Genomic DNA, 25,049 nt, shown 5'->3' with positions numbered 1-25,049 from the left:
AGTCAAGGGTCCGGAGTGCCGTCGCGGCCGCCCCGGCGATGCGAGGATCGATCCCGTGCAGAACCGTGACGACGACATCCGCCGGGTCCACCGAGTGCTCGACGACCTCCGCCTCGAGTCACTGGTGGACGTGCACACGCATTTCATGCCGCACAGCGTTCTGGCCAAGGTGTGGAACTACTTCGACTCCGTGGACGACCGCCTCGGTACCGCGTGGCCGATCGAGTACCGCGTGGACGAGGACGAACGCACCGACCTGCTGCGCAGGTACCGGGTAGGGACGTTCACGTCCCTGCTGTACCCGCACAAGCCCGGCATGGCGGAGTGGTTGAACGGGTGGGCCGCGGAGTTCGCGGACCGGACACCCGACTGTGTACGCACCGCCACCTTTCACCCCGAACCGGACGCTGCTCGGTACGTCCGTACCGCCGTCGAGGACGGGGTCGGGGTGCTGAAATGCCATGTGCAGGTGGGCGACATCGACGTCCACGATCCGTACCTGGACGACGTGTGGGCGGTTCTCGACGACGCCGCCGTACCCGTCGTCATCCACTGCGGATCGGGACCCGAACCCGGTCGCCACACCGGACCGGACCCGATCCGCGCACTACTGCGCCGCTTTCCGACACTCACCCTGCTGATCGCGCACATGGGCATGCCCGAGTACGAGGACTTCCTCACCCTGGCCGAGACGTTCGACAACGTCGGGCTCGACACCACGATGGTGTTCACCGATTTCACCGAACAGCTCTCGCCCTACCCGCGATCGGCGTTGCCGCGCCTGCGCGACCTGCAGGACAAGATCGTGTTCGGCAGCGACTTCCCCAACATCCCCTACTCGTACGCGCACGCGGTCGAGAGCGTGGTCGGCCTCGGACTCGGTGACGACTGGTCCCGCGCTGTGCTGCACGACAACTGGGCACGGTTCAGCCGCCGTACGGCACCATGACGTCGATGATCCAGACGACACCGAAGCGGTCGGTGAGTTTGCCGTACAGCGGGGAGAACACCGACGGACCGAGTTCCACCTCGACGGTCGACCCCGCGGCGAGCGCCGTCCAGTAGCCGGTGATCGCGTCGGTGTCGGTGCTGCGCAACGAGAAGTAGAAGGCGTTGCGGCCCGCGTCCCGCACGAGGTCGTGCTGCACGTCGTAGGCCATCACGTGGAAGCCGTCCGGCGAGGAGACCTGGCCCCACACCACCTGGTCGGCCTGATCTGGGCTCGTGTCGCCGTACGGGACCACGACGAGATCGCCGCCGAACACCGAGTGGTAGTACTCGAGCGCGGCGCGCGCGTGGCCGTCGAAGTTCAGATGCAGGGTGCTGGTCACGGTCGTGGGGTTCTCCTCGTGGGTGGTCTCTCGCGGGCGGCGATCACCGCCTGCAGACCCACTGTGTCGGTCGAAGCGGCCAGTCTCTGTCCGCTACTTCGGGCAGTATCGGCGGCATGCCCGCACCCTCGTCACGCATGCTCACGCTGCTGTCGTTGCTGCAGCACCGACGGGGCTGGCCGGGCGAGGAACTGGCTCGGCGACTCGAGGTGAGTCCGCGCACCGTCCGGAGGGACGTCGACCGGCTCCGCGAGCTGGGGTACGCGGTGTCGTCCGTGAAGGGGCCCGACGGGGGCTATCGCCTGGACGCGGGCGCCGACCTTCCGCCTCTGCTCTTCGACGACGACCAGGCGGTGGCACTCGCCGTCGCCCTCGGCGGTGCCACGTCACTCGGCGTGGACGTGGCCGAGCCTGCCGCCCGAGCTCTCGCCACCGTGCGTCAGGTGCTCCCGAGCAGGTTGCGCCACAGACTCGACCGCGTGGCGACGACGCCTCCGCCCGAGTCCACGCCCCTGGTCGACAGCCGAACACTGCTGGCGGTCGCCGGTGCGGTCGGCACCGAGGCACTGCGGTTCGCGTACACGTCCCCCTCGTCCGAACCCTCGTCGCGACACGTCGAGCCCTACGGCGTCGTGACCGCGCGGGCGCGGTGGTACCTGGTGGCATGGGATCTGGCGCGCGACGACTGGCGCATCTTCCGACTCGATCGCATGGAGCTGCGCCCACCGACCGGCCGACGCTTCACACCACGGCCCGTCCCGGGCGGATCCGCCGGTCGCCTGCTCCAGGCGCGACTCCGCGGATCGGAGACGGGTACCTGGCCCTGCGTCGGCGAGGCGGTCGTCCGTCTGCCGGCCGAGGCGCTGCGGCCGTTCCTCACCGAGTCGGACGAGTCCGTGGAACACGTCGACGCAGAGCGGTGCCGCGTGACGGTCGGCTCGTGGTCGTGGGTCGCCGTGGCCGCGTCCCTCGCACGGTTCGACGCGAACCTCGAGGACGTCTCCCCGCCCGATCTCGTGACGGCGATGGCCACGGTCGCGGCACGTCTCGGCCCCGAACGAACCGACGCGCCCCCGGCGGGCGCTCGATCTGCTACGACTGACTCGTGACGAGACTCGGCATCGTGTTCACCCCCGCCCACGACCCTGCCCGGCTGATCACGGCCGCACGCGCCGCGGAGAAGGCGGGACTCCACGAGTTCTGGCTGTGGGAGGACTGTTTCAGCCACGGTGGGCTGACGACCGCGGCCACAGTGCTGGCGAGCACCGAGCGCATCCAGGTCGGCCTGGGACTCATGCCCGCGCCGCTGCGCAACGTCGCCCTGTGCGCCATGGAGGTCGCGTCGCTGCATCGACTGTTCCCCGGCCGGTTCCTCGCCGGTGCCGGACACGGCGTGCAGCACTGGATGGGGCAGGTCGGCGCCCGCGTCGTGTCTCCGATGACGCTGCTGGACGAGTACTCGACCGCTCTGCAGGCGCTGCTGCGCGGGGAGGAGGTCACCGTCGACGGCCGGTACGTCACCCTCGATGCCGTGCAGCTGCAGTGGCCGGCGCCCGACGAACCGTTCTTTCTCGGCGGTACCGGTCCGAAGACGCTGCGCTACGCGGCATCCCACTCGGACGGCACCTTGTTCGCGGCCGCGATGTCGGACGACGAGCTGGCCGCCTCGTGTGCCGAGGTGAGCGCAGCGCGGCGCTCCGCCGACCACCGCGTCATCGCGCCTCGACTGGTGGCGGTGGGCGCCGGCGCGGACGACCGCATTCGCGACGAGGTCGCGCGCTGGGGCAAGTCCGATACGAGCGGGCTCGCGGTCACCGGCGGCGCGGCGGAGGTGGCGGACGAGGTCGCCCGCCTGGGGCACCTCGGCATCACGACGGTCGTCGCCCACCCCACCGACGACGAGCCCGATCTCGAGGGGTTGATCGAGGTGCTCGGTCAGACGGCTGCGGCGGTGCGCTGAGCACCCGACGGAACACTGTGTGCGGCGAGGAAGTCGAGGAGCACGGGGGCGAAGCATGCGGCATTCTCGAAGAACGGAAAGTGGCTGCCCCCTTCGGCTCTGGTGAAAACGCGAAGTTCGGCGCCGGGGATGCGGTCGGCAGTCCAGGCCTGAGACGCGGTCGACACGTGGCTGACCGCGCCGCCGATCACGAGGGTGGGAACGTCGATGCCGGGCAACACGTCTCGCCAGTCCTGCATGATGTGATCGAACAGGAGCCGCGCACCCCACGCGGCCGGCATCCGAAGGTTCTCCCGGTAGAGCCACTCCACGTCGTCGGCTCCGATGTCCGGGGAGAGCATCGACACCAGGAACGCGTGGCGGATCGCGTCGCTCTCGGGAGACGTCAGCGATGCCACGAAAGCGTCGGCACCGGCGACGTCCAGGATCGCACCCGCATCCCTGCCGTCCTCGGCCGTCATCCACGGCAGGACGGCGCAGGCGCTCGGCTGGTCCACGACGACGAGGGAGTCGACGCGGGACGATCCGTGAGTGTCCAGGTAGCTCCAGGCGACCGAGGCCCCCAACGAGTGTCCGACCAGGCACGCTCGATCCACCGCGAGGGCGTCGAGAACCTCGTGCAGATCGGCTGCCAGCCGCGCGACGCGCGCGCCCGTCGCCGGCTTGCCCGACAGTCCGTGACCACGGAGGTCGAAAGACACCACCCGATGCGTGGGTGCGAGCAGAGGGATCACGCGGTCGAACATCGCCCGTGACTGCGACCATCCGTGCATCAACACCAGGGTGTCACCGGTTGATCCGGGACCGCTGTCTCTGACGTCGAGCGCACACCCGTCGCTGGTGATGACCATCATGGTTGCGGCTCCTCGGGTCGGTGCCGGCGGAGACACCGACTGAACGAGTGTCGCGCCATGGTGACCTGTGTCACCACCTCTGTCCGTCGGGATGCGCGGTGCCACGATCCTCGTTATGTCGGAACTGCGAGGTCAGGTCATGTAGGTGCAGCCCCAGATGCAGCTGCAGCCGATCCCGTCCCGAGTCGAGATCGAGCGACGTGATCTCCCGTATCCGGTCCAACCGGTAGTAGAGCGACGTCCGATGCATGTGGAGTTCGGCGGCCGTCCTCGCGACGGAACCACCGTGGTCGAGAAACGACCGCAGCGTCGACGTCAGCCGTCCCGACGGGTCCTTCTCCATGAGGCGGCGCAGCGGTGCGGGGACGGATTCCGGAACCATCACCTCCGCGGGAAGCTCGAGCAGCACCGCGTCCACCCCGAGGTCGTCCCAGAAGACGGCGCCGGCGGACGGTGCTCGTGACGCGACGTCCGCGCGGTGGCGAGCACGCCACGCGCCTGCGCGTCCCTCGGTCGAGATGCCGACGCCGACGGCGCAGCGATAGGAGCCGGCGCCGAGCACCCGATCGAGGCCCTCCGTCACCCGGCGAACGTGCTCGAGCGTTCCCGCGCGCGTCGGAACCGCTTCCGACGCGAGTAACAGGATCGCGCGGTCCTGGTCGACGAGGTGCTGCGCCGCGACACCGCGCGTCCGCGCCGCCATGTCGACGGCCACCTGCAGCGCCGTCGCGACCGAGGCGTCCGGCGTGCCCAGCGTGGTGACGACGAACGACACCACGGTCACGTACGCCGACCCCGTCGGCCCCCCGTTCCTCACGAACCACGCCTCGGCGGCGCGCCGGGCGGCCTCGTCGTCGCCGAGGAGATCGCGCAACGCTGCCGTCCGTTCGACGGAGTCCCCGCCGGATGCGATGACGCCTGCATGCATCACGGATGCGACGTCCCGGCTCACCTTCTCGATGTGCCGGATCTCGTCCGGAGTGAGAGAACCGTCGGCATCGATGACCATGAGGAAACCGAGTAACCATCCCGGCCCGTGCAGCGGCACACACAGCCGCGCGGTCAGCCCCAGGTCCTGGCTCGCCTCGAGGACGTGCGCTCCGTGCCACCGTCCGGCGCCTCGGGACAGAACGTACCGGCCGACGTCGGCACCGGCGTCGCGTTGCAACACCGCGCGGACGCGCACGGCATCCTCGTCACCGAAATGCCTGCTCGCACAGATCAACCGGATTGCCGGGTCGTCGACCACGACCGACCGGCCGAGATGTTCGGCCAGAGCATCGATCAGCTCCAAGAGGCGAGCATCGACGCTCGGGGTGCCCGTCATGAATGTCACCATCCCAGTTCTTCCTACAGATGGTGGAAGTTTCGCGCTGTCGCTCGACGCGGCGCGCTGGTTCTGGGCCCCACCCGTCGACGACCATCGAGAGGTCACATTCGCCCTCGGAATCCGGAGCCCGCCATGCCACCGTCACTGTCCGGCCGTGTCGTGCTCGTGTTCGGCGCAGGGTCGAGCGGAACAGCCATGAGCAACGGCCGCGCCGCCGCACTCGCCTATGCCAGGGCCGGGGCGACGGTGGTGGCGATCGACCGGGACCGCGCCGAGGCCGAGCTGACGACGAAGGAGATCGTGAGCGACGGAGGACGAGCGATGGCGATCGCGGCGGACATCACGGACGAGGACGGCGTTCGCGACGCTGTCGACGCCGCCGCACACGCCGTCGGGCCGCCCACGATCCTGCACAACAACGTCGGGTCGGTGACCACCGGGCAGGTCACCGACCTGAGCATCGACCGGTGGAACGCCGCGCTGTCGCTGAATCTCACGGGGGTGTTCCTCACCTGCAAGTACACGATTCCGTGGATGCTCTCGGAGGGGGGCGGCGCGATTGTGAACGTCTCCTCGCTGGCGAGCATCCGGTACACCGGGTACTCCTATCCCGCCTACGCTGCCGGGAAGGCCGGAGTGAATCAGCTGACCGTGGCATTGGCGCTGGAGTACGCCGCGTTCGGTGTCCGGGTCAACGCGATCCTGCCGGGGCTGATCGACACACCCCTGGTCTCGCACACCCTGGTGGACGACGCGTCTCGCGAGACCGCACTGGCCGCCCGCCATGCCGCGAGTCCGACCGGACGGATGGGCACGCCACAGGACGTGGCCAATGCGGCTGTCTTTCTCGCCTCGGACGACGCGGCCTACATCAACGGGGTCTGCCTCCCCGTCGACGGTGGCCTGGCGGCGAGGAGCGTGTGAACCTCGACAGCCCTCCGCGATGACTTCCGCACCGCTCGGTGGTCCATCTCGTCACACGCAACCGAGGAGTGACGCCATGGGAACGATCACCATCGAGATGTTCGCGACGCTCGACCTCGTCGGGCAAGCTCCCGGCGGACCTGACGAGGACCCGGACGGGTTCCCGTTCGGCGGCTGGCAGGCGCCGCTGATCGACGACGTCACCGGCGCGCAGATCGATGCGGCCTACCGCGGCACCGATGCGCTCCTGCTCGGGCGACGGACGTACGACATCTTCGCGTCGTACTGGCCGCATCAGCAGGGCGGACCGGACGACGGCATCGCGAGTCTCTTCAACGGGATTCCCAAGTACGTCGCCTCGCGCGATCCGCGCACGCTCGACTGGGCCGGATCCTCGGTACTGGGCCCGGATCTACCGACCGCTGTGCGCGAGATCCGAGAGCGGCATCAGGACATCAAGGTCGTGGGGAGTCTCGATCTGGTGCAGACACTGGTGCGGGAGCGGTTGTTCGACCGCCTCGACCTGTGGCTGCACCCCATCGTGCTGGGTGTCGGTAAGACGGTGTTCGACACCGGCGCCCTGCCGACGAGCCTCGCCCTCGTTGCCCCACCGCAGGCGAGCCCGGGCGGCACCGTGTTCCTGCAGTACGCGCTGGCGGACGGCACACCCGGCACCGGGGACATGAGCGCCCCGGAGCGGGGCCGCCGGTGATTCTCAGCCCGCGAGTCGGACGGTCCGAGCTCGCACGGCGAGGAAGAACGGGATCGCCGAGCCGATACCCACACCGAACGTGAGGAGCACCGTGACCAGCCACCACCGGACGATGCCGAGTCGCCGCGCCTCGGGCAACGCCCAGACGTGGAAGGCGATCACCACGAGGATGAGATCCACCATCGCGAACCGTCCGGGCACGGTGGACCAGATCTTCCCGACGAAGAAGTCGGCGGCGGATCGTGTCCCGTGCTTCCGGACGTAGGGCAGGGCGATCGCGTTCTGCGCGACACCCGCCACTGCCGCGAGTGCCATGAGTCTTCGTTCGTCCGACGTCGTCACCGATGCTCCGTTCGTGGTGTGAATCTGATGAGTATCACCTGCCGGTGAAGGTGGCCTGCCGTCTCTCGACGAACGACAGCATCCCCTCGGCCGCGTCGGCCGTCGAGAACAGTGCCCGGATGCCGGGGAGCAGCTGCGCCGCCGCGGCGGCGTCCCCCTCGATCAGGCTGCGATGAGCGGACTCCAGCGTGGCCCGCACACCGAGCGGCGCAGCGGACTCCGCGATGCGGTGTGCGAGCTCGATCGCGCGCTCGATCGCCGCGGCGGGATTCGCACAGACCTCCTGCACGAGCCCGATGCGACGAGCCTCCTCGGCATCGAACTCGTCTCCGGTGAGCATCCACCGCATGGCGTTCCCCCAGCCGGTCTCGCGAGGAAACCGCAGGGTCGCCCCGCCGAACGGGTAGATACCGCGCTGAACTTCCATCTGAGAGAAACGCGTTCCGGCTGCGGCGACCCGGATGTCGGACGCCAGCAGCAGTTCGATGCCGAGCGTCATGCACCATCCGTGCACCGCCGCCACCACCGGAGTGGTCCACGTTCCGTCGAGGCGCCACGGATCCCGCCCACCCTCAGCGAACGGCAGACGATCGCCCGTCAGATGCCGGGCGACGTCCACGAGATCGAGACCGGCGGTGAAGTGCTCACCGTGAGCGAAGAGGAGTCCGGCACGGAGGTCGTCGTCCGCCTCCAACATTCCGTACGCCGTGGACAGCTCGCGGATCATGTCGGTGGTGAAGGAGTTCCGCTTCGACGGCCTGTTCAGCCCGATGTGCAGGACGTGCCCACGCGGTTCGACGGTGATCGTCTGGAACTCGGTCACGACACACTCCCCCTGTGGCGGGCCGGAACCCGGTTATATGTTCCATCACATAGTACACAGAGGTGCCGGACCCGTACATGCAGAAAGCCGGCACCAGGATGATCCTGGTACCGGCTCTCTGTGGTGCGCCCGAAGGGATTCGAACCCCTAACCTCCTGATCCGTAGTCAGGTGCTCTATCCGTTGAGCTACGGGCGCATGCTGTGGTGCTGTTCAGTTGTCCTCCGACCGAAGTCGAAAGTGGCGGAGGCGAGAGGATTTGAACCTCCGGACCCGGTGAAGGGTCAAGTCATTAGCAGTGACTCCCATTCGGCCGCTCTGGCACGCCTCCTGGACCTCTTTCGAGGGCACCGGTCCTTGCGAACCGCCGAGAAGGAAGATTACACACGCCCCGGAGTAGACGCAAAACGGCTGGTGGGGCGGTCTTATCGGAGATGACTGTCGAACCAGTCGAAGATGCGACGCTGGGCGTCGACGATCGCCTCCTCGCCGGCCGACTCCTCCGACACGGCGGATTCCTCGTCCGCACGATGCTCGACGCCGGCGTAACTGACGACGAGCGTGGCGACGGACGCCTTCGACACGGCCTCCTGCAACTGCTCCACATGCTCCACGGGAGTGCGGACGTCGTCGCGTCCGTAGAGACCGAGCCAGGGCGCCTTGAGGGATGCCGCCGCGTCGACGAGAGCGAGCGCATCCGTGGTCAGCGCCTCGACGATGCCGGGAGCCGCGACACTCACCGCCGCACCGATGGCTCGATCGGTGGCCACCAGGGCGGCTGCGGTTCCGGCGTCGTCGAATCCGATGACGCCGATGCAGTCGGTCGGGACGCCTCGGCTCTGCAGCCAGTCGACGGTGGCGTCGAAGTCCTCGAACAACGGCGTGCCGAACACCTCGTCGTCGCCCGCCGCCCGGTGGAACAGGTGCGGCGCCGCGACCAACCAGCCGTCGGCGGCGAGGGACCGCATGAACTCGAGCAGGGCCTGCGGGAGCTCGCGCGCCTCGTGCAACACCACGATGCCGCCGCGAGCCCTGCTGTCCGGCTCGAACGCGGTGAGCGGCACGCGATCGAGCGTGGCTGTGTCCGCACCCTCGTCGCGGGGGCGGATGGGCGCAGTGTCCTCGATGAGACCCGACATGGCTCCACGGTAATGGCACACAATGGCGAAAGCGAGGGTCGAGCGAGAGCCGCGACCACACTGTGTCCGACCGCCGCGCATAATCGGTGATCGTGACCCCACGCACGCGCCCCGACCTCGATGCCATCCCCGGTTACCTGCCCGGCCGCTCGTTCCCGGGCGCGATCAAACTCGCCAGCAACGAGACCACGGCCGGCCCGCTGCCCAGCGTTCGCGAGGCCATCGCCGAGGCGGCGGCCGGAGTGAACCGCTATCCCGACAACCAGTCGACAGTCCTGGTCGAGGCGCTCGCGGACTTCCTCGACGTCCCGGCCACCACCGTCGCCGTCGGCTGCGGATCGGTCGCGCTGTGCCAGGAGTTGGTCCAGGTCACCTGCAACGCCGGGGACGAGGTCGTCTTCGGCTGGCGCTCGTTCGAGGCCTACCCCATCGTCACGCTCGTCGCCGGCGCCACCGCCGTGCGTGTGCCGCTCACTCACGACGACGTGCACGACCTCGACGCGATGGCCGCAGCAGTGACGGACAAGACCCGTCTCATGTTCGTGTGCAACCCGAACAACCCGACGGGCACCGTGGTGGACCCCGCCGACCTCGAACGGTTCCTCGACGCGATCCCCGACCACATCGTCGTGGTGCTGGACGAGGCCTACTTCGAGTACACCGACCGCGCGATCGACGGCGTGGAGATCGGACGAACCCGACCCAACGTCGTGGTGCTGCGGACGTTCTCGAAGGCCTACGGCCTCGCCGGACTACGGGTGGGGTACGCCGTCGGAGCACCGTCGATCATCACGTCGATGAAGAAGGTGCACACCGCGTTCAGCGTGAGCAGTGTCGCGCAGAGTGGCGCCGTCGCATCTCTCGCGGCCTCGGACGAACTGCTGGCACGCACGGCCACCGTGACGGCCGAGCGGTCGCGGTTACGGGACTCGTTGCGCAGCATGGGATTCCACGTACCCGAGTCGTCGGCGAACTTCGTCTGGATCCCGCTGGGCGCGGAGTCGGGCGACTTCTCCGCAGCGTCCACCGAGGCCGGTGTCATCGTCCGCGCCTACGGAGACGACGGAGTGCGCGTGACGGTGGGCGACCCGCACGAGAACGACGCGTTCCTCGCGTTCGCCGCGTCGGCCGCCGAGACGTTCGCGGCGGCGCACTGAGGAGTGTGTGCACACCCCTGGCGGTGAGTGAACACCCTCAGCAGCCGGCAGGAAAGGGTGTGCGGTCGACGCAGAGGGTGTGCACACCCCCGGCGGCCGGGTGGGTCGACGCGCACCACTCGGGCCCGCGCCGCGAGACGTTCGCGGCGGCGCACCAGGGAGTGTGTGCACACCCCTGGCGGTGAGTGAACACCCTCAGCAGCCGGCGGGAGAGGGTGTGCGGTCGCCGGAGACTGCGTACGCCCCCGACAGCTACAGGCCGAGCGCCCTGGCCACGACGGGCCACGAGTTGTGCATCTCGTCCTGCCAGTAGCGCCAGGAGTGCGTGCCGTACGGCTTGAACACGATGGTCGCCGGGACACCCGCCGCGCGCAGCGTGTCGGCGAAGCCGGTGGTGCAGATGTTCGCGGCGGCCTCGAGGGGGCCGCCGACGGTCAGCGCGTCGATGATCTCCTCACCGAAACCGCCACCCGCCTCGTACGGTCCGGGGAATCCGTTGCCCGTCGACAGGTAAACCTGCTTGCCGCGGAGCGTCTCGACGCGGGTACTCGGATCGTTCTCGGCCCACAGCGGATCCGCGTTCGTACCCCACATGTTGGTGGCGTCGCCACCGGTGGACCCGACGGTGGCACGCACCGCGTTCTTCGTCTCGTTGGAGCGGTTGTCGTAGCAACCGCTGAATCCGGCGATGCCCGTGTACAGATCGGGATGCTTGGTCAGCAGGTTCATCGCGCCCTGTGCGCCCATCGACAGACCCATCAGCGCATTGACGCCGTTGCCGTCGAAGCGGGCATCGATCAACGGGGGCAGTTCCGACGTCAGGAACGTCTCCCACTTGTTGACTCCGAGCACGGGATCGGGCTGGGCCCAGTCGGCGTAGTAGGCACCGCGCCCCCCGACGGGAAGGACGATGTTGGCGGCCTTGTCCGAGAAGAACGAGACCGCGTCCGTCTTCTGCGTCCACGTGCTCTCCGTGTAGCCGGACTCCTCGCCCGCACTGACCCCGTCCAGCATGTACAGCGACGGACGCGGTACCGATCGATCGGCGGGCAGCAACACCTGCACCTGGATCTCGCGGTTCATCGACGAGGAGAACACCGACATGACGGCCCGGCGATCGGTCGCCATGGTCACCGAGACGACGCGAGTGGGTGACGACGCGTCCACGGCCGGCGTCGGAACGCCGGGCTGCGCACCCGCCACCGGCGCGGAGCCGAGAAGCGTCAGCGCGGTGAGGCACCCCGCGGCGAGCAGAGCGGGACGTCGCATCGACAGACCTTTCGTCCGATGTGGCTCGCGTGGAGCCACCGGTGAACAGAGAGACACGACGCGCGGAACGTCCCGCGCGCCCGGGGGAACGCGTACCAACTTACTTGCCGGTAGGTACGCCACCTTCAGGTCCAAAGGACTGCCCGACGTCCTGTCTGCGGTCACAAGAACCGGCGACGAGGACACCGAGACCGGGAACCGTGCCGAAAGCGTACCGCGAGACGGTGTACGACACGCGAACCGGACTTCGAGGCATCACCCACGTGTGTGACATTTCATGAAGTGGGTCACCGTCAATTGTGTGAAAGCAAGATGGAACTAGGTGAAAACGCGATTTGTTTTGCCTCAACAGGCGTCATGCAGGGGTGTCATCGCAGGTCACAGCGGTTGGCCTGACAACGGGAACAGACACCGCAGTGGGCCTGAGCGCATACCGTGGCTCTCGAATAGGTATCTCGAAACAATCTCGGGACCCGTTAATGATTGTTACGGTACCCCGAGAACATGCACGACTGACATGAACTACACAGTCATGGGGGGATCGATGACCACACCGAAGACAGCTCCGAAGCCGCTTCCCGGACACATGGAAGCGGGCCTGATCGCCGGCACCCGCACGAACTCTCTGGCGATGAGCGATCTGCGAGGGGTGGCGCGTCATCTGGTCGATCACTTCCAGGCCAACACCCCCTGCGGAACGCTCCCGGGCGAGCTCCTGCACGGCGACGTCACCGAGGTCACCGTCAAGTGCCTGGGTCTCGCCGTCCGCATGCTCGAATCGGGCAAGACGCCGTCGGACAAGGACCTCGCCAACGTCCACGACGCGGCCGCTCGCTGGGCTCGCGAGGGGGTGCCGCTGCGCTCGATCCTGCGCGCCTATCACGACGGATTCCGCTTCGGTCTCACTCTCGTCAGCCGTGACGCCAAGGCGCAGAACATCGAGAACGTCACCGACAACTCGCTCGTCCTGGTGAGCCTCCTCGAGGCCGTCACCACCGAGGTGTCCATGGCGTACGTGGAGGAGTACCGCTCCGTCGCGTCCGAGCACCACACCGCCACGCACACACTGGTGACCACGTTGCTCAGCGGCGGTCAGAACGCCCTGTCCACCGCGCAGCAGTGCGGTATCGACCTCGCCGACGAGTACCTCGTCATCGCGCTGCACTTCCCGCAGCATCCCGACGAGGCGAACCCCGTCGTCGATCGCACCGTGTCCGCACGGCGCAAGCTGCGCCGCATCCAGGCGGAACTCGCGACCATGTGCGGCAAGTCGCCGCTGGCCCTGCTCAGCACCGACGGCGGCACCGTGCTCCTGCCCGCACCGCGCGAACGCGAGTGGGTGGACACCCTCGTCGAGCGACTCTCCCGCGCCGGCGAGATCCCGATCACCGCCACGATGACGTCGGCCGAGCGCGAGGACATCCCTGGCGCTGCCGAGCACGTCTACGAACTGCTCTCGCTCACACGGCAACTCGGCCGACCGGCCGGGATGTACCGCACCGAGGACCTGGTGCTCGAGTACCAGCTCACCCGTCCGGGCCGCGGCCGGGAGCAGCTGCTCCGTGCTCTCAAGCCCCTCGACGACGCGCCCGAACTGCTCGACACGCTGACGTCGTACATCGGTCACGAACTCAACCGCCAGCGCACCGCGCGGCACCTGTTCGTGCACGCCAACACCGTCGACTACCGCCTCAAGCGCATCGGCCAGCTCACCGGCATCGATCCCAGCGTGCCCTCGGGACTGCGCTACCTGCAGGCCGCCATCGTGGCCCGCGGACTCGCCGCCGTGAAGCAGAAGTAACGCGGCACCGACCGACACGAACGCCCCCTCCGGACGGAGGGGGCGTTCGTCGTCGATCACATCGCACTGGCGGAAGCGGAGGGATTTGAACCCCCGGACGCTTTCACACGTCTCTCGCTTTCAAGGCGAGTGCATTGGGCCGCTCTGCCACGCTTCCGCGATCGATACTAGTGGTCTCCCGCGAGCAGTCGTCGATCGACCTTCTCGAACACCTCGGCCATCGTCGCGAGTTCGTCGGCCGTGAGCAGATCGATCAGGCATCGCCGTACCGCAGCGACGTGCGACGGTGCCGCTGCCGCCAGGCGGGCGCGTCCGTCGTCCGTGATGACGGCCAGGACACCACGCCCGTCCTCGTCGCAGGTGTCTCGAACGACCAAGCCCTGCTCCTGCATTCGGCGGATCTGGTGCGTGAGCCGGCTCCTCGACGAGAGCACGCCGTCGGCGAGCAGACTCATCCGCAGCGAACCGTCGGGAGCCTCGCTCAGTCGCACCAGGATGCGGTACTCGGCCAGGGTCAGACCTTCTCGCGTGTGCAGGTCGCGGTTCAGGGTGTCCATGAGGCGGTAGTCGGCATCGATGAACGCGCGCCACGCGCGGGCCTCCGCCTCGTTCAACCAGGCCACCGGCGGGGCCGCGGTCTGTGACTCCTCGGGACGCGCACTGTGAACGACCATGACGGAAGGCTAGACCGAGGTGACCCCCGCGCGTGCCGACCTGCGCATCTTCAGGACCGGTACAGAATCGACCCGTCCACCTCGGTGACCGACGACAGCCCGGCCAGTCCCATGGTGATGTCGAGGTCGCCCAGCAGGCACCGCAGCGCATGGACGACACCCTCCCGGCCCGCGAGTCCCAGGCCGTACACCCAGGGCCGCCCGTAGAACACCGCGTCGGCGCCGAGGGCCAGCGCGACCACCACGTCGGCGCCGGAGCGGACACCGGAATCGAGCAGCACGGTCGCGTGATCCCCGACGGCCGCGGCGACCGGTTCGAGCGCGTCGAGCGCGGCGATCGAGTTGTCCACCTGTCGCCCACCGTGATTGGAGACGACGACGCCGTCGGCACCCGCGTCGACGACGGCACGGGCGTCGTCGGGGTGCAGTATCCCCTTGACCACGACGGGCAGATGCGTCCACTCACGCACCCGCGCGACGTCGGACGGGCGGAGCGTGTGGTTGCCGAACATGCCGACCCAGGTGAGCACCGCGATCTGCAGCGCCTCGGCACTCTCCTCGGGAGGCGACGCCAGGCGTGAGCGAAAGACCGGATCGGACAGGTAGTTCGCGATGCCCTCGGCGCGGAGGAAGGGCAGATGACCGAGCGTGAGATCGCGCGGACGCCACCCGATGCCGGGGGTGTCCGCCGTGACGACGATGACCTTCGCTCCCGCCGCGGTGGCACGACGCACCAGTGACTCCGCGACGCCGTCGTCCGACGGCCAGTACAGCTGGTACCACCAGTTCTCGCCGGACTCCGCCGCGACGTCCTCGAGTGGGGTGGACGACGCGGTGGACAGCACCGAGCCGATCCCCAGCTCGGCGGCGGCCGACCCGACGGCGGGTTCCGCCGCGGGGTGCACCATGCCGAGGACGCCGATGGGCGCGGTGAGCACCGGTGCGGCGAGGGTGGTCCCCAGCACGGTCACCGACAGGTCGCGGGCGTCCGGTGCGCTGGCCCCGCGCCACATCCGGGGAACGATCCTGCGGGAGCCGAACGCGTCGACGTTCCCACGCGCCGTGCGTTCCGTGGACGCACTCCCGGCGATGTACGCGAACGCGGCCGCGGACAGCGTCTCGCGCGCCCGCTCCTCGAGACCGTCGGCCGTCATCGGCAGGTCGGGGGTCGTGCCGCCGAGCCCGGTCAGGTAGATCTCGTTCTGGAAGTTGCCGAAAGTGCTCACACGCAAACGCTAGCGAACGCGCACGCCCGGCAACACGATTTCACGCTGGCGAGCGTCACATGTCCGGCAGGATGACGCCATGCCGGATCCCTATGTCGCCTCCCCCGACCGCTACGACACAGACCGCCCGACAGCGATGCCCTACCGCCGCACCGGCGAGAGCGGACTGAAGCTGCCCGCCATCTCGCTGGGGCTGTGGCACAACTTCGGTGACGACGTACCGCTCGCCACGCAGCGGGCCGTGCTCCGTCGCGCGTTCGACCTCGGCATCACCCACTTCGATCTCGCCAACAACTACGGGCCGCCGTACGGCAGCGCGGAGATCAACTTCGGCCGCATCCTGCGGGAGGACTTCGGGCCGTACCGCGACGAGCTCGTCATCTCGACGAAGGCCGGGTGGGACATGTGGCCGGGCCCGTACGGCTTCGGCGGGTCGCGCAAGTACCTGCAGAGCTCACTGGACCGCTCACTCGAGCGCATGGGGCTCGACAGCGTCGACATCTTCTACAGCCACCGCCCCGACAAGGACACACCCGTCGAGGAGACCGCGGGCGCGCTGGTCAGTGCCGTCGAGCAGGGCAAGGCGCGTTACGTGGGCATCAGCTCGTACTCGGCGGCGCGCACCCGCCAGATGGCGGCACTGCTGTCCGATGCGGGAGTGCCACTGCTGATCCACCAGCCTAGTTATTCGATGCTCAATCGCTGGATCGAGTCCGATCTACTGCCGGCCGTCGACGAGCTGGGAGTCGGCGTGATCGCGTTCTCCCCTCTCGCGCAGGGCATGCTGACCGACAAGTACCTCGGCGGAATCCCCGACGAGTCGCGCGCGGCACAGGGGAAGTCGTTCGATCCCGAGTGGCTGACCGAGGACATGCGCGGGCATCTGAACGCGCTGAACGACATCGCCGCGGCGCGGGGGCAGTCGCTCGCCCAGATGTCGTTGGCGTGGGCGCTGCGGGACCCGCGGGTCACGACGGTGCTGATCGGCGCCTCGTCCGTCGAGCAGCTCGACGACAACGTGGGGGCACTCGCGCGACTCCGCTTCGACGACGACGAACTGAGCCGCATCGACGAACACGCCACCGAGGCCGGGATCAACCTGTGGGAGGAACCCTCCCGTATCTGAGGGCGGCATACGATCGAGACGTGCACGCCATCACGCTGACCGAGTACGGCGACCCGGAGGTCATGGTCTGGACCGAGGTACCCGATCCGGTGCCCGGCCCGGGCGAGGTCCTGATCTCGGTGTCCGCGTCCGCCGTCAACCGCGCCGATCTGCAGCAACGGCAGGGCAACTATCCGCCGCCATCCGGCGCCACCGACATCCTCGGGCTCGAGTGCTCCGGTGTGATCGCCGACGTCGGTGCGGACGTCACCTCGTGGAAGGTCGGCGACCGGGTCTGCGCGCTGCTCGCGGGTGGCGGCTACGCCGAGCAGGTGGTGGTGCCGGCCGGCCAGGTGCTGCGCGTTCCCGACGGGCTCGACCTGCACGTGGCCGCCTCGCTGCCCGAGGTCGCGTGCACGGTGTGGTCCAACGTCGTCATGTACGCCGGCTTGTCCGCCGGGGACACGTTGTTGATCCACGGCGGCGGCAGCGGCATCGGCACGCACGCCATCCAGGTGGCGAAGGCCCTCGGCGCGCGCGTCGCGGTGACCGCCGGCTCGGCGGAGAAGCTCGAGATCTGCCGATCGTTCGGCGCGGACATCCTCATCGACTACAAGACCTCGGACTTCACCGAGGAGTTACGGTCCGCGACGGACGGGCACGGAGCCGACGTCATTCTCGACAACATGGGCGCGAAGTACCTCTCTCCCAACATCTCCGCGCTCGCGATGGACGGCCGCCTGGTCACGATCGGCATGCAGGGCGGCCGGGTGGCCGAGTTCGACTTCGGCGCGCTGATGGCCAAGCGCGGCAGTGTGCACTGCGCCGGGTTGCGGGCGCGCCCCCTCACCGGCCCGGGCGGCAAGGCCGACATCGTGCGCCAGGTGCGCGAGCACGTGTGGCCGATGATCGCCGACGGTGCGGTCGTGCCCGTCGTGCACGCGGAGGTGCCGGTGTCGGACGCACCGCAGGCTCATCGCATGCTGGACGACCACGCCACGGTGGGCAAGGTGATCCTGCGCGTCCGCTGACGGGCGCGGATCAGGTCAGCGTCTCGAGAACCGTGACGAGCTGGTCGATCTCGTGCCGCGTCGTGTACGGGGCCAGCCCCACTGTGATCGCGCCACCGGCATCGGCGACACCCAGCGACTCGAGCAGGCGGCTGCCGCCGTGCAGGCCACCGACCACGTCGATCCTGTTGTCCGCCAGTCGCGCCGCCACCTTGTCGGAGTCGACGCCGTCCACGCTGATGCTCAGGCACGGGATGCGGCTGGACGCCTGACCGATGGCCATGACGTGCGGCAGTGCCGCCACACGTTCCTGCAGGTACGCGAAGAGCCGATCCTGATAGTCCTGCAGCGAGCCGATGGACATCTCGAGACGCTGTCGACGTGTCCCGCTCGCGTTCTCGTCGAGGGCGGCGAGACAGTCGATGGACGCGGTCATGCCCGCGAGCAGTGAGTAGTGCAGACCGGCGACCTCGAGCCGCGCCGGACCCTTCGCATCGGTGTCGAGCGCCTGCGACGGCAACCGGTCGAGCAGCTCGGGGTCCCGGAACACCAGCGCTCCGACGCGAGGCCCACCCCAGGCCGCGGCGTTGACGGCGACGACGTCCGCCCGGAGTTCCTCGATGTCGAGCACCGCGTAAGGGGCCGCACCCACCGCGTCGACGACCAGCAGCCCGCCGGCGTCGTGCACGAGGTCGGCGGCGACACGGACGTCGGGGGCCGACCCCACCACCGTCGACGCCGCGGTCAGCGCGACGAGCCGAGTGTTCGCCGCGATGAGTTCCCCGAACTGCCAACTGGGGAGCTCGCACGTCTCGATGTCCACCTCGGCCCACTGCACCTGGGCGCCGTACCGATTGGCGATGCGCAGCCACGGTGCCACGTTCGCCTCGTCGTCCAGCCGGGACAGGACGATGCCCGTACCGAGGCCGAGACGCGTGCTGAGGGCTTCCGCGAGAGCGGTCAGGAGGATGCCGTGGTCCGGACCGAGGACCACGCCCTCGGGGGTTCCACCGACCAGATCTGCGACGGCCTGCCGAGCGTCGTCGGCGACCTTCGCGCTGCGCTGCGCGTAGGGGTGCCGACCGATGTGCGTCGATGCGGTCCCACGGAAGGTGGTGGACACGGCCGTGGCCACCCGGTCGGGGATCTGCATGCCCAGCTGCGGATCGAGGTGGATCCAGCCGTCGCCGAGCGAGGGAAACAGCCCTCGTACGCGGGCGACGTCGTAGGTCATGCCGCACACTCTAGGCGCCGACGGCGACAGGGCGGGCACGCACGGGCACGCCCCGGACCCCATCCTGGTGAGCGACCCGGGTCAAGATGGAGACATGACGTCTTCACACGAGCAGAACTCGGACGGCGGCCGCGCGGACGACAGCGCCGACCACGTCGTCGTCATCGGTCCGGACGGGCAGCCGATCGCGCTCAGTCCCCGCGAGGCGGCGGCCGCCGCGGCCCGCGCGAACGTCACCGGGGCCGGCGACTCGTCGGACGGCGACGACCAGGAATCGCTGGCGGACATGGTCGAGCAACCCGCCAAGGTCATGCGCATCGGCACCATGATCAAGCAGCTCCTCGAGGAGGTGCGCGCGGCACCGCTGGACGACGCCAGCCGCACCCGCCTCAAGGAGATCCACACCTCCTCCATCCGTGAGCTCGAGCAGGGACTCGCGCCGGAGTTGCGCGACGAGCTCCAGCGCCTGGCGTTACCCTTCGGCGAGGACGCGGTGCCGTCCGACGCCGAGCTCCGCATCGCCCAGGCACAACTGGTGGGCTGGCTGGAGGGACTGTTCCACGGCATCCAGACGGCACTCTTCGCTCAGCAGATGGCGGCGCGCGCCCAGCTCGAGCAGATGCGCCAGGGTGCACTTCCGCCCGGTGTGTCCATCGGCGGCGGCGGTCAGGGCCAGCACGGGCAGGGCACCGGCCAGTACCTCTGACGGTTCTCGTCTGTAGGGTCGTCGGTCGTGGCAGCACCAGCGATCGACTCGAACACCGGGGACTCGAACTCCGGGGATGCACCCGCGTCCGATTCGCAGACGTTCCGCCGGGCCGTCCGCGATCTCCGGCAGGGCTACGCCCAGCGTGAGCTGTGGCTGAGTCTCGGGTGGCAGGACATCAAGCAGCGGTACCGGCGTTCCGTCATCGGCCCGTTCTGGATCACCATCGCCACGGGTGTGCAGGCCGTCGCGATGGGTCTGCTGTACTCGGTCCTCCTCGACATCGACCTGAAGTCGTTCCTGCCCCACGTCACCGTCGGGCTCATCATCTGGAACCTCATCAGCGCGTCGATCCTCGAGGGCGCCGACGTCTTCGTGGCCAACGAGGGCCTGATCAAACAGCTGCCGTCGGCACTGAGCGTGCACATCTATCGGCTCGTGTGGCGCCAGGTGCTGCTCCTCGGCCACAACATGCTGATCTACCTGATCATGCTCGCGGTGTTCCGTCCCGAGCTGCACTGGACCATCGTCATGGCGATCCCGGCGTTCGGTCTGATCGTCGTCAACATGGTGTGGGTGTCACTGCTCTTCGGCATCATCGCCACCCGCTACCGCGACCTGGCCCCGATCCTCGGCAGCGTCGTCACGCTGCTGTTCTTCATGACGCCGATCGTGTGGACCACGGCGAATCTGCAGAAGATGGGCGGGGCCGCGGCGGACCGCGCGCGGCTGGTGGAGATCAATCCGCTGTTCCACTACCTCGACATCCTGCGCGCGCCCCTGATCGGCGAGGACCAGCAGGCGTACCACTGGTACATCGTGCTGGCGTTCACCGTGGTCGGCCTGGCCGTCACCATGGTGGCGATGCGTACGTTCCGGGCCCGCGTGCCCTACTGGGTCTGATCGGACGAGACACACATGACAGTCAGCATCGAGACGCACGGCGCGTGCGTCGACTTCCCCATCTTCGACGCCAAGACCCGGTCGCTGAAGAAGGCGTTCCTCGGCAAGGCCGGCGGCACCATCGGACGCAACAGCAGTGACGTCGTCGTCGTGGAGGCGCTGCGCGACATCACGCTCTCACTGAAAGAGGGCGACCGCGTCGGACTGGTCGGCCACAACGGTGCGGGCAAGTCGACGCTCCTACGCCTGCTGGCGGGCATCTACGAACCCACCCGAGGCAGTGCCGTCGTGCGGGGTCGCGTCGCGCCGGTCTTCGACCTGGGCGTCGGCATGGACCCGGAGATCTCCGGCTACGAGAACATCATCATCCGCGGCCTGTTCCTCGGCCAGACACGCAAGCAGATGATGTCGAAGATCGACGAGATCGCCGACTTCACCGAGCTCGGCGAGTACCTCGACATGCCGCTGCGCACCTACTCGACGGGCATGCGCGTGCGCATCGCCATGGGCGTCGTCACGAGCATCGACCCCGAGATCCTGCTGCTCGACGAGGGCATCGGCGCGGTCGACGCCGAATTCATGAAGAAGGCGCGCACTCGTCTGCAGAAGCTCGTGCAGCGCTCGGGCATCCTCGTCTTCGCCTCGCACTCCAACGAGTTCCTCGCCCAGCTCTGCGATTCGGCGATGTGGATCGATCACGGCCACGTGCGGCAGCAGGGCGGTATCGAGGAGGTCGTGCGGTCGTACGAGGGCGACGACGCGGGAGACCACGTCGCGCACGTCATTCGTGAGCTGGAGGCCGCGGATCGTGGCCAGGCCGATCACGATCCGCATGCCTGAGTTCATCGTCGGCGTGGTGGTCACCCACCGGCGCCGCGAGCTACTGGCCCAGTCCCTCGCCGTCCTGACGTCGCAGACCCGTCCGCTCGACCATCTGATCGTGGTGGACAACGCGAACGAGACCGCGGTCCGCGAGCTCGTCGAGAGCGCGGCCGTGCCGACCACCTACCTCGGGAGCAAGCACAACCTCGGTGGGGCCGGCGGCTTCGCGCTGGGGATGCTGCACGCGCTGTCCCTCGGTGCCGAGCGGGTGTGGCTAGCCGACGACGACGGCAGGCCGGAGGGGCCGGACGTCCTCGCCACGCTCCTCGACTGCGCGGTGCGCCACGGCCTAGACGAGGTCTCCCCCGTCGTGTGCGACATCGACGATCCCGATCACCTCGCGTTCCCGCTGCGACGCGGCACCGCGTGGCGACGGTGGCGGTCCGAACTCGGTGACGAGGAGTTGTTGCCGTCCTACGCGTCGTTGTTCAACGGTGCGCTGTTCTCGGCCGCTGCGATCGACGCCGTCGGTGTCCCCGACCTCCGGCTCTTCGTCCGCGGCGACGAGGTCGAGATCCACCGTCGCCTCACACGCTCGGGGCTGGCTTTCGGCACGTGCCTGCAGACCGCGTACCTGCATCCGAACGGCGCCGACGAGTTCAAGCCGATCCTCGGCGGCCGGATGCACACGCAGTATCCGGACGACGCCACCAAGCGCTACTTCACCTACCGCAACCGCGGATACCTGATGGCTCAACCCGGCATGCGCAAGCTTCTCCCGCAGGAATGGGTGCGCTTCGGGTGGTACTTCGTGGTCACACGACGGGACCTCCGCGGCCTGCGCGAGTGGTTGCGTCTGCGCAAGCTCGGCCGGGATGAGTACTTCCGCAAACCCTGAACTACGGTATGTCCCCATGACGAGTGGACGGTGCGGGTGATGCGGTGGAGCCGACGCGTCAGAGCCTCGGCGCGGGGCAAGGTCGTGCAGGCAGTCCAGGACGCCGTGGCACCCGAGGCCGACCGTCGTCACAGTGAGTTGATAGACCTGATCACGGGTCAGGCGAAGACGATCGCCGACCTCCAGGAATCCATCACCACGCTGGAGTTCCGGATGCGCCGCGACATCCCGTTCGCCTCGGACCTCGAGGCCACCGCCTCGAGTGCCGACTTCGTGGAGGACCACCTCCCGCGGACGCCGTCGTTCACCCGTCCCGACCTCACGTTGCGGCACGCCCTGGGTGCGGTGTCCATCGACGGCATGGCACTCGAGTTCGGGGTCGCCACCGGGACCACGCTGGCGATCATCGTCGACGAGTGGCGCCGCGCCGCCAACGTCGGAGTCATCGCCGGCTTCGACACCTTCGAGGGCCTGCCGGAGGACTGGCGCACTGGCTTCGAGGCCGGGACCTTCGCTCAGGACGCTCTACCGGACGTTCCGGGAGCGCACCTGGTGAAGGGCATGTTCCAGCAGACCCTCGGGCCGTTCCTGTCGAAGAACCGCGGCCCGGTCGCGTTCCTGCACCTCGACGCCGACCTGTACTCGTCGACCGACTTCGTCCTGCGTCGTCTCGAGTCACGACTGGTGCCGGGCACCGTCATCGTGTTCGACGAGTTCTTCAACTTCCCCGGCTGGGCCCTGCACGAGTACAAGGCGTGGACCGAGTTCGTCCACCGCACCGGGGTGACGTTCGAGTACCTCGCCTACACGTCCAACAACGAGCAGGTGGCGGTCCGGCTCACCTGACCGATTCGGTGGTCGGAGCGTCGGCGTCGATCCCGTAGAGCCGGGCCCAGTTCTCGCGTGCGATGAGATCGGCACCGGCCGCACGGTACTGCTCCTGCAGAGCAGGAGCCTCCCGCCGCAGACGCCGCATCACCTTGACGGCACGCACCATCAGCGCGACCCCACGTGCTTTGTCCCGCTTGCGGATTCGAACACCGCCCTGCGATGCGTCGGTGACCACGACATGATCGAACCTGGCGATGTGCCACCAGTGGGCGTCCTCGCGCGTGACGCCGACGAGACCGCCGATCGTGCGTCCGAGGAACTGGTCGACACCGCGCTTGGCCAACACCGCTCGCATCGCGCTCGGCTCCCCGCCCGCTCGCGACACCCGCACCTCCGCGGAGGGCACCGGCGCAGTGGCCGCCGGGTGCATGATCGTCTCCGGGTACTCCTTGCGGTCGGCTCGGATACGAGCCATCGCCGCCATGCCGCCGTCGGACAGATGGTCCGGCCCCGACAGCCAGTCCTCGATACCCTTCAAGGTGGTGTGGGCGAGGCCGTACTGCATTCCGACGACGTACTCGGCGATGTGCCGCAGGAACATTCGCGACAACACCGTCGTGTTCAGGTCGCTGTGCAGAGACCCGACGATCAGCGAGTTGCGCGTGCTGAAGTACCGCGCCCAGTCGTCGAAATCCTTCCAGTAGAAGTCGGCGTGCCACACCGCCGCGTTGGGCAGCGTGACGGTCGGGAAGCCGGCACGGCCGGCGCGCACGCCGTACTCCACGTCGTCCCACTGGAAGAACATGGGAAGCGGGAGACCGATCTCCTCGACGACCTCGGACGGGATCAGGCACGTCCACCAGGCGTTGTAGCCGGCGTCGACCCGGCGCTCCTGGTTCTTCTTGATCATGCTCTTGTTGGACAACGCCTTTCCGACGGTGCGACCGTGCTGCAGGTGCAGGAAGTCCACCTCCTCCGCGCCGACGTTGAGGTAGTCGGGATTGAGCAGGAACAGCATCTGCGCACCGACCAGGGTCGGCTGCGCCGTGACGTTGGCGAAGGCGCTCAGACGCAGCACCGTCTCCGGCTCACACAGGATGTCGTCGTCCATGAGGATGACGTCGACACCACTCCGAGACGCGGTCACCTCGTACAGTCCACGCGTGAAACCGCCCGCACCACCGAGATTGGGCTGCCGGAGGTACACCAGGGTGTCGCCCATCCGCGCCCGCGCATCGGCGAACTCCGGCTGATCCTGCACGAGGTCGGTGCCCTGATCCACGACGTGCACGGTGTCGATCAGCGACAACACCACGTCGTCGGACGCCAGTGCGGCCACCGTGTGCGCACAGTCGATGGCGCGGTTGAACGTGCAGATGGCAATGGCCACCGGACGTCTCGACACCGTGGTGGCGTGGGTCCACTCGAGTCCGTCGACGACGGCGGACTCGCCGAACGTCTCGAACTCCAGCCAGAGGGCACCCCCGTCGACGAACTTGTCGAGCGGAGCCTCGAATGTCAGCACGGCGTCGCTCCGCGTCTCCTGCACCGACACGATGCGGCGGTGACCGGCGATGTCCGAGGCCAGCAGTCGCACTCGGACACGGCCGCTCGTCGCGATGCGCAGAGACGCCGTGACCGCGCCGACCGTGGTCCACCGCTGCCAGTAGGACGCCGCGAAGCGCCCGAAGTACGTGTTGGTGTGAGCGAAGGAGTTCTTCGCGAGCGTCATGTCGTGGCGCCTGCGATCCCCGCTGCCCTTCTCGATCTGCACGTACAGATCGGGATTCACTCTGGTGGAGGGGCCGAGGAAGACGCCTCGCTGGAGGACCAACCTGTCGTGGCCGCTGTGCGGAATCGTCGCGGGCGCGGTCGACTGCATCGGTTGTCCAACTCCTGACAGTAGAGACAGGCGTGCTCGTCGCACCCCGTAACAAATGAGACCGGTCTGTGACCTACGATAACAACCGGGAGGGTTCCGTCGCGTCCATGACACTTG

At 68.4% G+C, this 25,049-nt stretch carries 25 protein-coding genes and 3 tRNA genes; 14 read left to right on the top strand and 14 right to left on the bottom strand.

Features of this window, described 5'->3' with window-relative positions; genetic code table 11:
- The first annotated feature begins 55 nt into the window (after positions 1 to 55).
- Positions 56 to 949: an amidohydrolase family protein gene (locus ASG69_RS18615; protein ID WP_268788596.1), complete on the top strand. Its 894-nt coding sequence runs from the start codon at positions 56 to 58 to the stop codon at positions 947 to 949.
- Here ASG69_RS18615 and ASG69_RS18610 read toward each other — a convergent pair.
- On the bottom strand, positions 927 to 1,331 hold the full coding sequence (locus tag ASG69_RS18610; RefSeq protein WP_056443183.1) for a glyoxalase/bleomycin resistance/extradiol dioxygenase family protein: 405 nt from the start codon (positions 1,329 to 1,331) through the stop codon (positions 927 to 929). The genes ASG69_RS18615 and ASG69_RS18610 overlap by 23 nt on opposite strands.
- A 116-nt stretch (positions 1,332 to 1,447) precedes the next feature.
- On the opposite strand from ASG69_RS18610, the gene ASG69_RS18605 reads away from it, so the two are divergent.
- Together ASG69_RS18605 and ASG69_RS18600 are read left to right on the top strand one after the other, a co-directional pair.
- On the top strand, positions 1,448 to 2,440 hold the full coding sequence (locus ASG69_RS18605; protein ID WP_056443180.1) for a helix-turn-helix transcriptional regulator: 993 nt from the start codon (positions 1,448 to 1,450) through the stop codon (positions 2,438 to 2,440).
- Positions 2,437 to 3,291 (top strand): LLM class flavin-dependent oxidoreductase, encoded by an 855-nt coding sequence (locus tag ASG69_RS18600; RefSeq protein WP_056443177.1) that lies wholly within the window; start codon positions 2,437 to 2,439, stop codon positions 3,289 to 3,291. Before ASG69_RS18605 ends, ASG69_RS18600 begins: the two co-directional genes overlap by 4 nt.
- On the opposite strand, the gene ASG69_RS18595 is transcribed toward ASG69_RS18600, so the two are convergent.
- Complete coding sequence (locus tag ASG69_RS18595; protein WP_056443175.1) at positions 3,267 to 4,145, bottom strand: alpha/beta fold hydrolase; 879 nt, start codon at positions 4,143 to 4,145, stop codon at positions 3,267 to 3,269. The two genes, ASG69_RS18600 and ASG69_RS18595, sit on opposite strands and share 25 nt — an antisense overlap.
- A gap of 70 nt (positions 4,146 to 4,215) precedes the next feature.
- The gene (locus ASG69_RS18590; protein WP_156380582.1) at positions 4,216 to 5,472 is read right to left on the bottom strand and encodes a PucR family transcriptional regulator; all 1,257 of its coding nucleotides are present in this window, start codon (positions 5,470 to 5,472) and stop codon (positions 4,216 to 4,218) included.
- 135 nt (positions 5,473 to 5,607) lie between these two features.
- On the opposite strand from ASG69_RS18590, the gene ASG69_RS18585 reads away from it, so the two are divergent.
- The gene (locus ASG69_RS18585; RefSeq protein WP_056443169.1) at positions 5,608 to 6,399 is read left to right on the top strand and encodes an SDR family NAD(P)-dependent oxidoreductase; all 792 of its coding nucleotides are present in this window, start codon (positions 5,608 to 5,610) and stop codon (positions 6,397 to 6,399) included.
- Between the two features lie 76 nt (positions 6,400 to 6,475).
- A complete protein-coding gene (locus tag ASG69_RS18580) occupies positions 6,476 to 7,111 on the top strand; it encodes a dihydrofolate reductase family protein (protein ID WP_056443168.1) in 636 nt (211 codons plus the stop codon).
- A gap of 3 nt (positions 7,112 to 7,114) precedes the next feature.
- Here ASG69_RS18580 and ASG69_RS18575 read toward each other — a convergent pair whose 3' ends face one another.
- From ASG69_RS18575 to ASG69_RS18555, 5 genes are all read right to left on the bottom strand, one after another.
- Positions 7,115 to 7,426 carry a DUF2834 domain-containing protein gene (locus ASG69_RS18575; protein ID WP_051613569.1) on the bottom strand — a complete coding sequence of 104 codons (312 nt, stop codon included), beginning with the start codon at positions 7,424 to 7,426 and terminating at the stop codon, positions 7,115 to 7,117.
- Positions 7,427 to 7,487: 61 nt separating this feature from the next.
- On the bottom strand, positions 7,488 to 8,276 hold the full coding sequence (locus ASG69_RS18570; protein WP_056443165.1) for a crotonase/enoyl-CoA hydratase family protein: 789 nt from the start codon (positions 8,274 to 8,276) through the stop codon (positions 7,488 to 7,490).
- A gap of 121 nt (positions 8,277 to 8,397) precedes the next feature.
- A tRNA-Arg gene (locus ASG69_RS18565) sits at positions 8,398 to 8,473 on the bottom strand.
- A 43-nt stretch (positions 8,474 to 8,516) separates the two neighbouring features.
- Positions 8,517 to 8,606 (bottom strand) — tRNA-Ser (locus tag ASG69_RS18560).
- A 94-nt stretch (positions 8,607 to 8,700) separates the two neighbouring features.
- A complete protein-coding gene (locus ASG69_RS18555; RefSeq protein ID WP_027506573.1) occupies positions 8,701 to 9,414 on the bottom strand; it encodes a dienelactone hydrolase family protein in 714 nt (237 codons plus the stop codon).
- A gap of 92 nt (positions 9,415 to 9,506) precedes the next feature.
- Between ASG69_RS18555 and hisC the strand changes: the two genes are divergently transcribed.
- Positions 9,507 to 10,571, top strand: a complete 1,065-nt coding sequence (gene hisC, locus ASG69_RS18550; RefSeq protein ID WP_056444223.1) for a histidinol-phosphate transaminase — start codon at positions 9,507 to 9,509, stop codon at positions 10,569 to 10,571.
- Positions 10,572 to 10,823: 252 nt separating this feature from the next.
- On the opposite strand, the gene ASG69_RS18545 is transcribed toward hisC, so the two are convergent.
- Positions 10,824 to 11,840, bottom strand: a complete 1,017-nt coding sequence (locus tag ASG69_RS18545) for an alpha/beta hydrolase (RefSeq protein ID WP_056443162.1) — start codon at positions 11,838 to 11,840, stop codon at positions 10,824 to 10,826.
- A gap of 544 nt (positions 11,841 to 12,384) precedes the next feature.
- Between ASG69_RS18545 and ASG69_RS18540 the strand changes: the two genes are divergently transcribed.
- Positions 12,385 to 13,641, top strand: a complete 1,257-nt coding sequence (locus ASG69_RS18540) for a PucR family transcriptional regulator (RefSeq protein WP_235579008.1) — start codon at positions 12,385 to 12,387, stop codon at positions 13,639 to 13,641.
- A gap of 67 nt (positions 13,642 to 13,708) precedes the next feature.
- On the opposite strand, the gene ASG69_RS18535 is transcribed toward ASG69_RS18540, so the two are convergent.
- The 3 genes from ASG69_RS18535 to ASG69_RS18525 all read right to left on the bottom strand — a co-directional run bounded on the left by ASG69_RS18535 (position 13,709) and on the right by ASG69_RS18525 (position 15,541).
- Positions 13,709 to 13,798: transfer RNA gene (locus ASG69_RS18535), tRNA-Ser, on the bottom strand.
- 10 nt (positions 13,799 to 13,808) lie between these two features.
- Positions 13,809 to 14,315, bottom strand: a complete 507-nt coding sequence (locus tag ASG69_RS18530; RefSeq protein WP_051613546.1) for a MarR family winged helix-turn-helix transcriptional regulator — start codon at positions 14,313 to 14,315, stop codon at positions 13,809 to 13,811.
- Between the two features lie 50 nt (positions 14,316 to 14,365).
- Complete coding sequence (locus ASG69_RS18525; protein WP_056443159.1) at positions 14,366 to 15,541, bottom strand: alpha-hydroxy-acid oxidizing protein; 1,176 nt, start codon at positions 15,539 to 15,541, stop codon at positions 14,366 to 14,368.
- 79 nt (positions 15,542 to 15,620) lie between these two features.
- On the opposite strand from ASG69_RS18525, the gene mgrA reads away from it, so the two are divergent.
- Both mgrA and ASG69_RS18515 read left to right on the top strand, forming a co-directional pair.
- Positions 15,621 to 16,667, top strand: coding sequence for an L-glyceraldehyde 3-phosphate reductase (gene mgrA, locus ASG69_RS18520; protein ID WP_056443157.1), 1,047 nt, complete (start codon positions 15,621 to 15,623; stop codon positions 16,665 to 16,667).
- Positions 16,668 to 16,687: 20 nt separating this feature from the next.
- Complete coding sequence (locus ASG69_RS18515; protein ID WP_056443155.1) at positions 16,688 to 17,677, top strand: NAD(P)H-quinone oxidoreductase; 990 nt, start codon at positions 16,688 to 16,690, stop codon at positions 17,675 to 17,677.
- Between the two features lie 10 nt (positions 17,678 to 17,687).
- On the opposite strand, the gene ASG69_RS18510 is transcribed toward ASG69_RS18515, so the two are convergent.
- Positions 17,688 to 18,890 carry a cysteine desulfurase-like protein gene (locus tag ASG69_RS18510; protein WP_056443153.1) on the bottom strand — a complete coding sequence of 401 codons (1,203 nt, stop codon included), beginning with the start codon at positions 18,888 to 18,890 and terminating at the stop codon, positions 17,688 to 17,690.
- A 94-nt stretch (positions 18,891 to 18,984) separates the two neighbouring features.
- On the opposite strand from ASG69_RS18510, the gene ASG69_RS18505 reads away from it, so the two are divergent.
- The 5 genes from ASG69_RS18505 to ASG69_RS18485 are packed head-to-tail and all read left to right on the top strand — an operon-like array spanning position 18,985 to position 23,065.
- A complete protein-coding gene (locus ASG69_RS18505; protein WP_051613544.1) occupies positions 18,985 to 19,596 on the top strand; it encodes a bacterial proteasome activator family protein in 612 nt (203 codons plus the stop codon).
- Between the two features lie 27 nt (positions 19,597 to 19,623).
- On the top strand, positions 19,624 to 20,499 hold the full coding sequence (wzm, locus tag ASG69_RS18500; RefSeq protein ID WP_027506560.1) for a galactan export ABC transporter permease subunit Wzm/RfbD: 876 nt from the start codon (positions 19,624 to 19,626) through the stop codon (positions 20,497 to 20,499).
- Between the two features lie 15 nt (positions 20,500 to 20,514).
- Positions 20,515 to 21,339, top strand: a complete 825-nt coding sequence (gene wzt, locus ASG69_RS18495; RefSeq protein ID WP_056443150.1) for a galactan export ABC transporter ATP-binding subunit Wzt/RfbE — start codon at positions 20,515 to 20,517, stop codon at positions 21,337 to 21,339.
- Positions 21,332 to 22,219: a galactofuranosyltransferase GlfT1 gene (gene glfT1 / locus ASG69_RS18490; RefSeq protein ID WP_056444218.1), complete on the top strand. Its 888-nt coding sequence runs from the start codon at positions 21,332 to 21,334 to the stop codon at positions 22,217 to 22,219. The genes wzt and glfT1 overlap by 8 nt, the downstream gene beginning before the upstream one ends.
- A gap of 39 nt (positions 22,220 to 22,258) precedes the next feature.
- Positions 22,259 to 23,065, top strand: a complete 807-nt coding sequence (locus ASG69_RS18485; protein ID WP_027506557.1) for a class I SAM-dependent methyltransferase — start codon at positions 22,259 to 22,261, stop codon at positions 23,063 to 23,065.
- Here the strand turns inward: ASG69_RS18485 and ASG69_RS18480 are convergent.
- Positions 23,058 to 24,932 (bottom strand): glycosyltransferase, encoded by a 1,875-nt coding sequence (locus ASG69_RS18480; protein ID WP_056443146.1) that lies wholly within the window; start codon positions 24,930 to 24,932, stop codon positions 23,058 to 23,060. The genes ASG69_RS18485 and ASG69_RS18480 overlap by 8 nt on opposite strands.
- Positions 24,933 to 25,049: the final 117 nt, after the last annotated feature.

Origin of the sequence: Rhodococcus sp. Leaf225, from assembly GCF_001426145.1 — a bacterium.
Taxonomy (GTDB): Bacteria; Actinomycetota; Actinomycetes; order Mycobacteriales; family Mycobacteriaceae; genus Rhodococcoides.
Note: the sequence above shows the minus strand (reverse complement) of the source record. Positions and strands in the feature narration are given on the sequence as shown.

Coding starts and splice junctions, on each gene's coding strand:
- ASG69_RS18605 (WP_056443180.1), top strand. CDS start 1,448: ATGCCCGCACCCTCGTCACGCATGCTCACGCTGCTGTCGTTGCTGCAG.
- ASG69_RS18595 (WP_056443175.1), bottom strand. CDS start 4,145: ATGATGGTCATCACCAGCGACGGGTGTGCGCTCGACGTCAGAGACAGC.
- ASG69_RS18590 (WP_156380582.1), bottom strand. CDS start 5,472: ATGACGGGCACCCCGAGCGTCGATGCTCGCCTCTTGGAGCTGATCGAT.
- ASG69_RS18585 (WP_056443169.1), top strand. CDS start 5,608: ATGCCACCGTCACTGTCCGGCCGTGTCGTGCTCGTGTTCGGCGCAGGG.
- ASG69_RS18580 (WP_056443168.1), top strand. CDS start 6,476: ATGGGAACGATCACCATCGAGATGTTCGCGACGCTCGACCTCGTCGGG.
- ASG69_RS18575 (WP_051613569.1), bottom strand. CDS start 7,426: ATGGCACTCGCGGCAGTGGCGGGTGTCGCGCAGAACGCGATCGCCCTG.
- ASG69_RS18555 (WP_027506573.1), bottom strand. CDS start 9,414: ATGTCGGGTCTCATCGAGGACACTGCGCCCATCCGCCCCCGCGACGAG.
- ASG69_RS18545 (WP_056443162.1), bottom strand. CDS start 11,840: ATGCGACGTCCCGCTCTGCTCGCCGCGGGGTGCCTCACCGCGCTGACG.
- ASG69_RS18540 (WP_235579008.1), top strand. CDS start 12,385: ATGACCACACCGAAGACAGCTCCGAAGCCGCTTCCCGGACACATGGAA.
- ASG69_RS18530 (WP_051613546.1), bottom strand. CDS start 14,315: ATGGTCGTTCACAGTGCGCGTCCCGAGGAGTCACAGACCGCGGCCCCG.
- mgrA (WP_056443157.1), top strand. CDS start 15,621: ATGCCGGATCCCTATGTCGCCTCCCCCGACCGCTACGACACAGACCGC.
- ASG69_RS18510 (WP_056443153.1), bottom strand. CDS start 18,890: ATGACCTACGACGTCGCCCGCGTACGAGGGCTGTTTCCCTCGCTCGGC.
- ASG69_RS18505 (WP_051613544.1), top strand. CDS start 18,985: ATGACGTCTTCACACGAGCAGAACTCGGACGGCGGCCGCGCGGACGAC.
- wzt (WP_056443150.1), top strand. CDS start 20,515: ATGACAGTCAGCATCGAGACGCACGGCGCGTGCGTCGACTTCCCCATC.
- glfT1 (WP_056444218.1), top strand. CDS start 21,332: ATGCCTGAGTTCATCGTCGGCGTGGTGGTCACCCACCGGCGCCGCGAG.
- ASG69_RS18485 (WP_027506557.1), top strand. CDS start 22,259: ATGCGGTGGAGCCGACGCGTCAGAGCCTCGGCGCGGGGCAAGGTCGTG.
- ASG69_RS18480 (WP_056443146.1), bottom strand. CDS start 24,932: ATGCAGTCGACCGCGCCCGCGACGATTCCGCACAGCGGCCACGACAGG.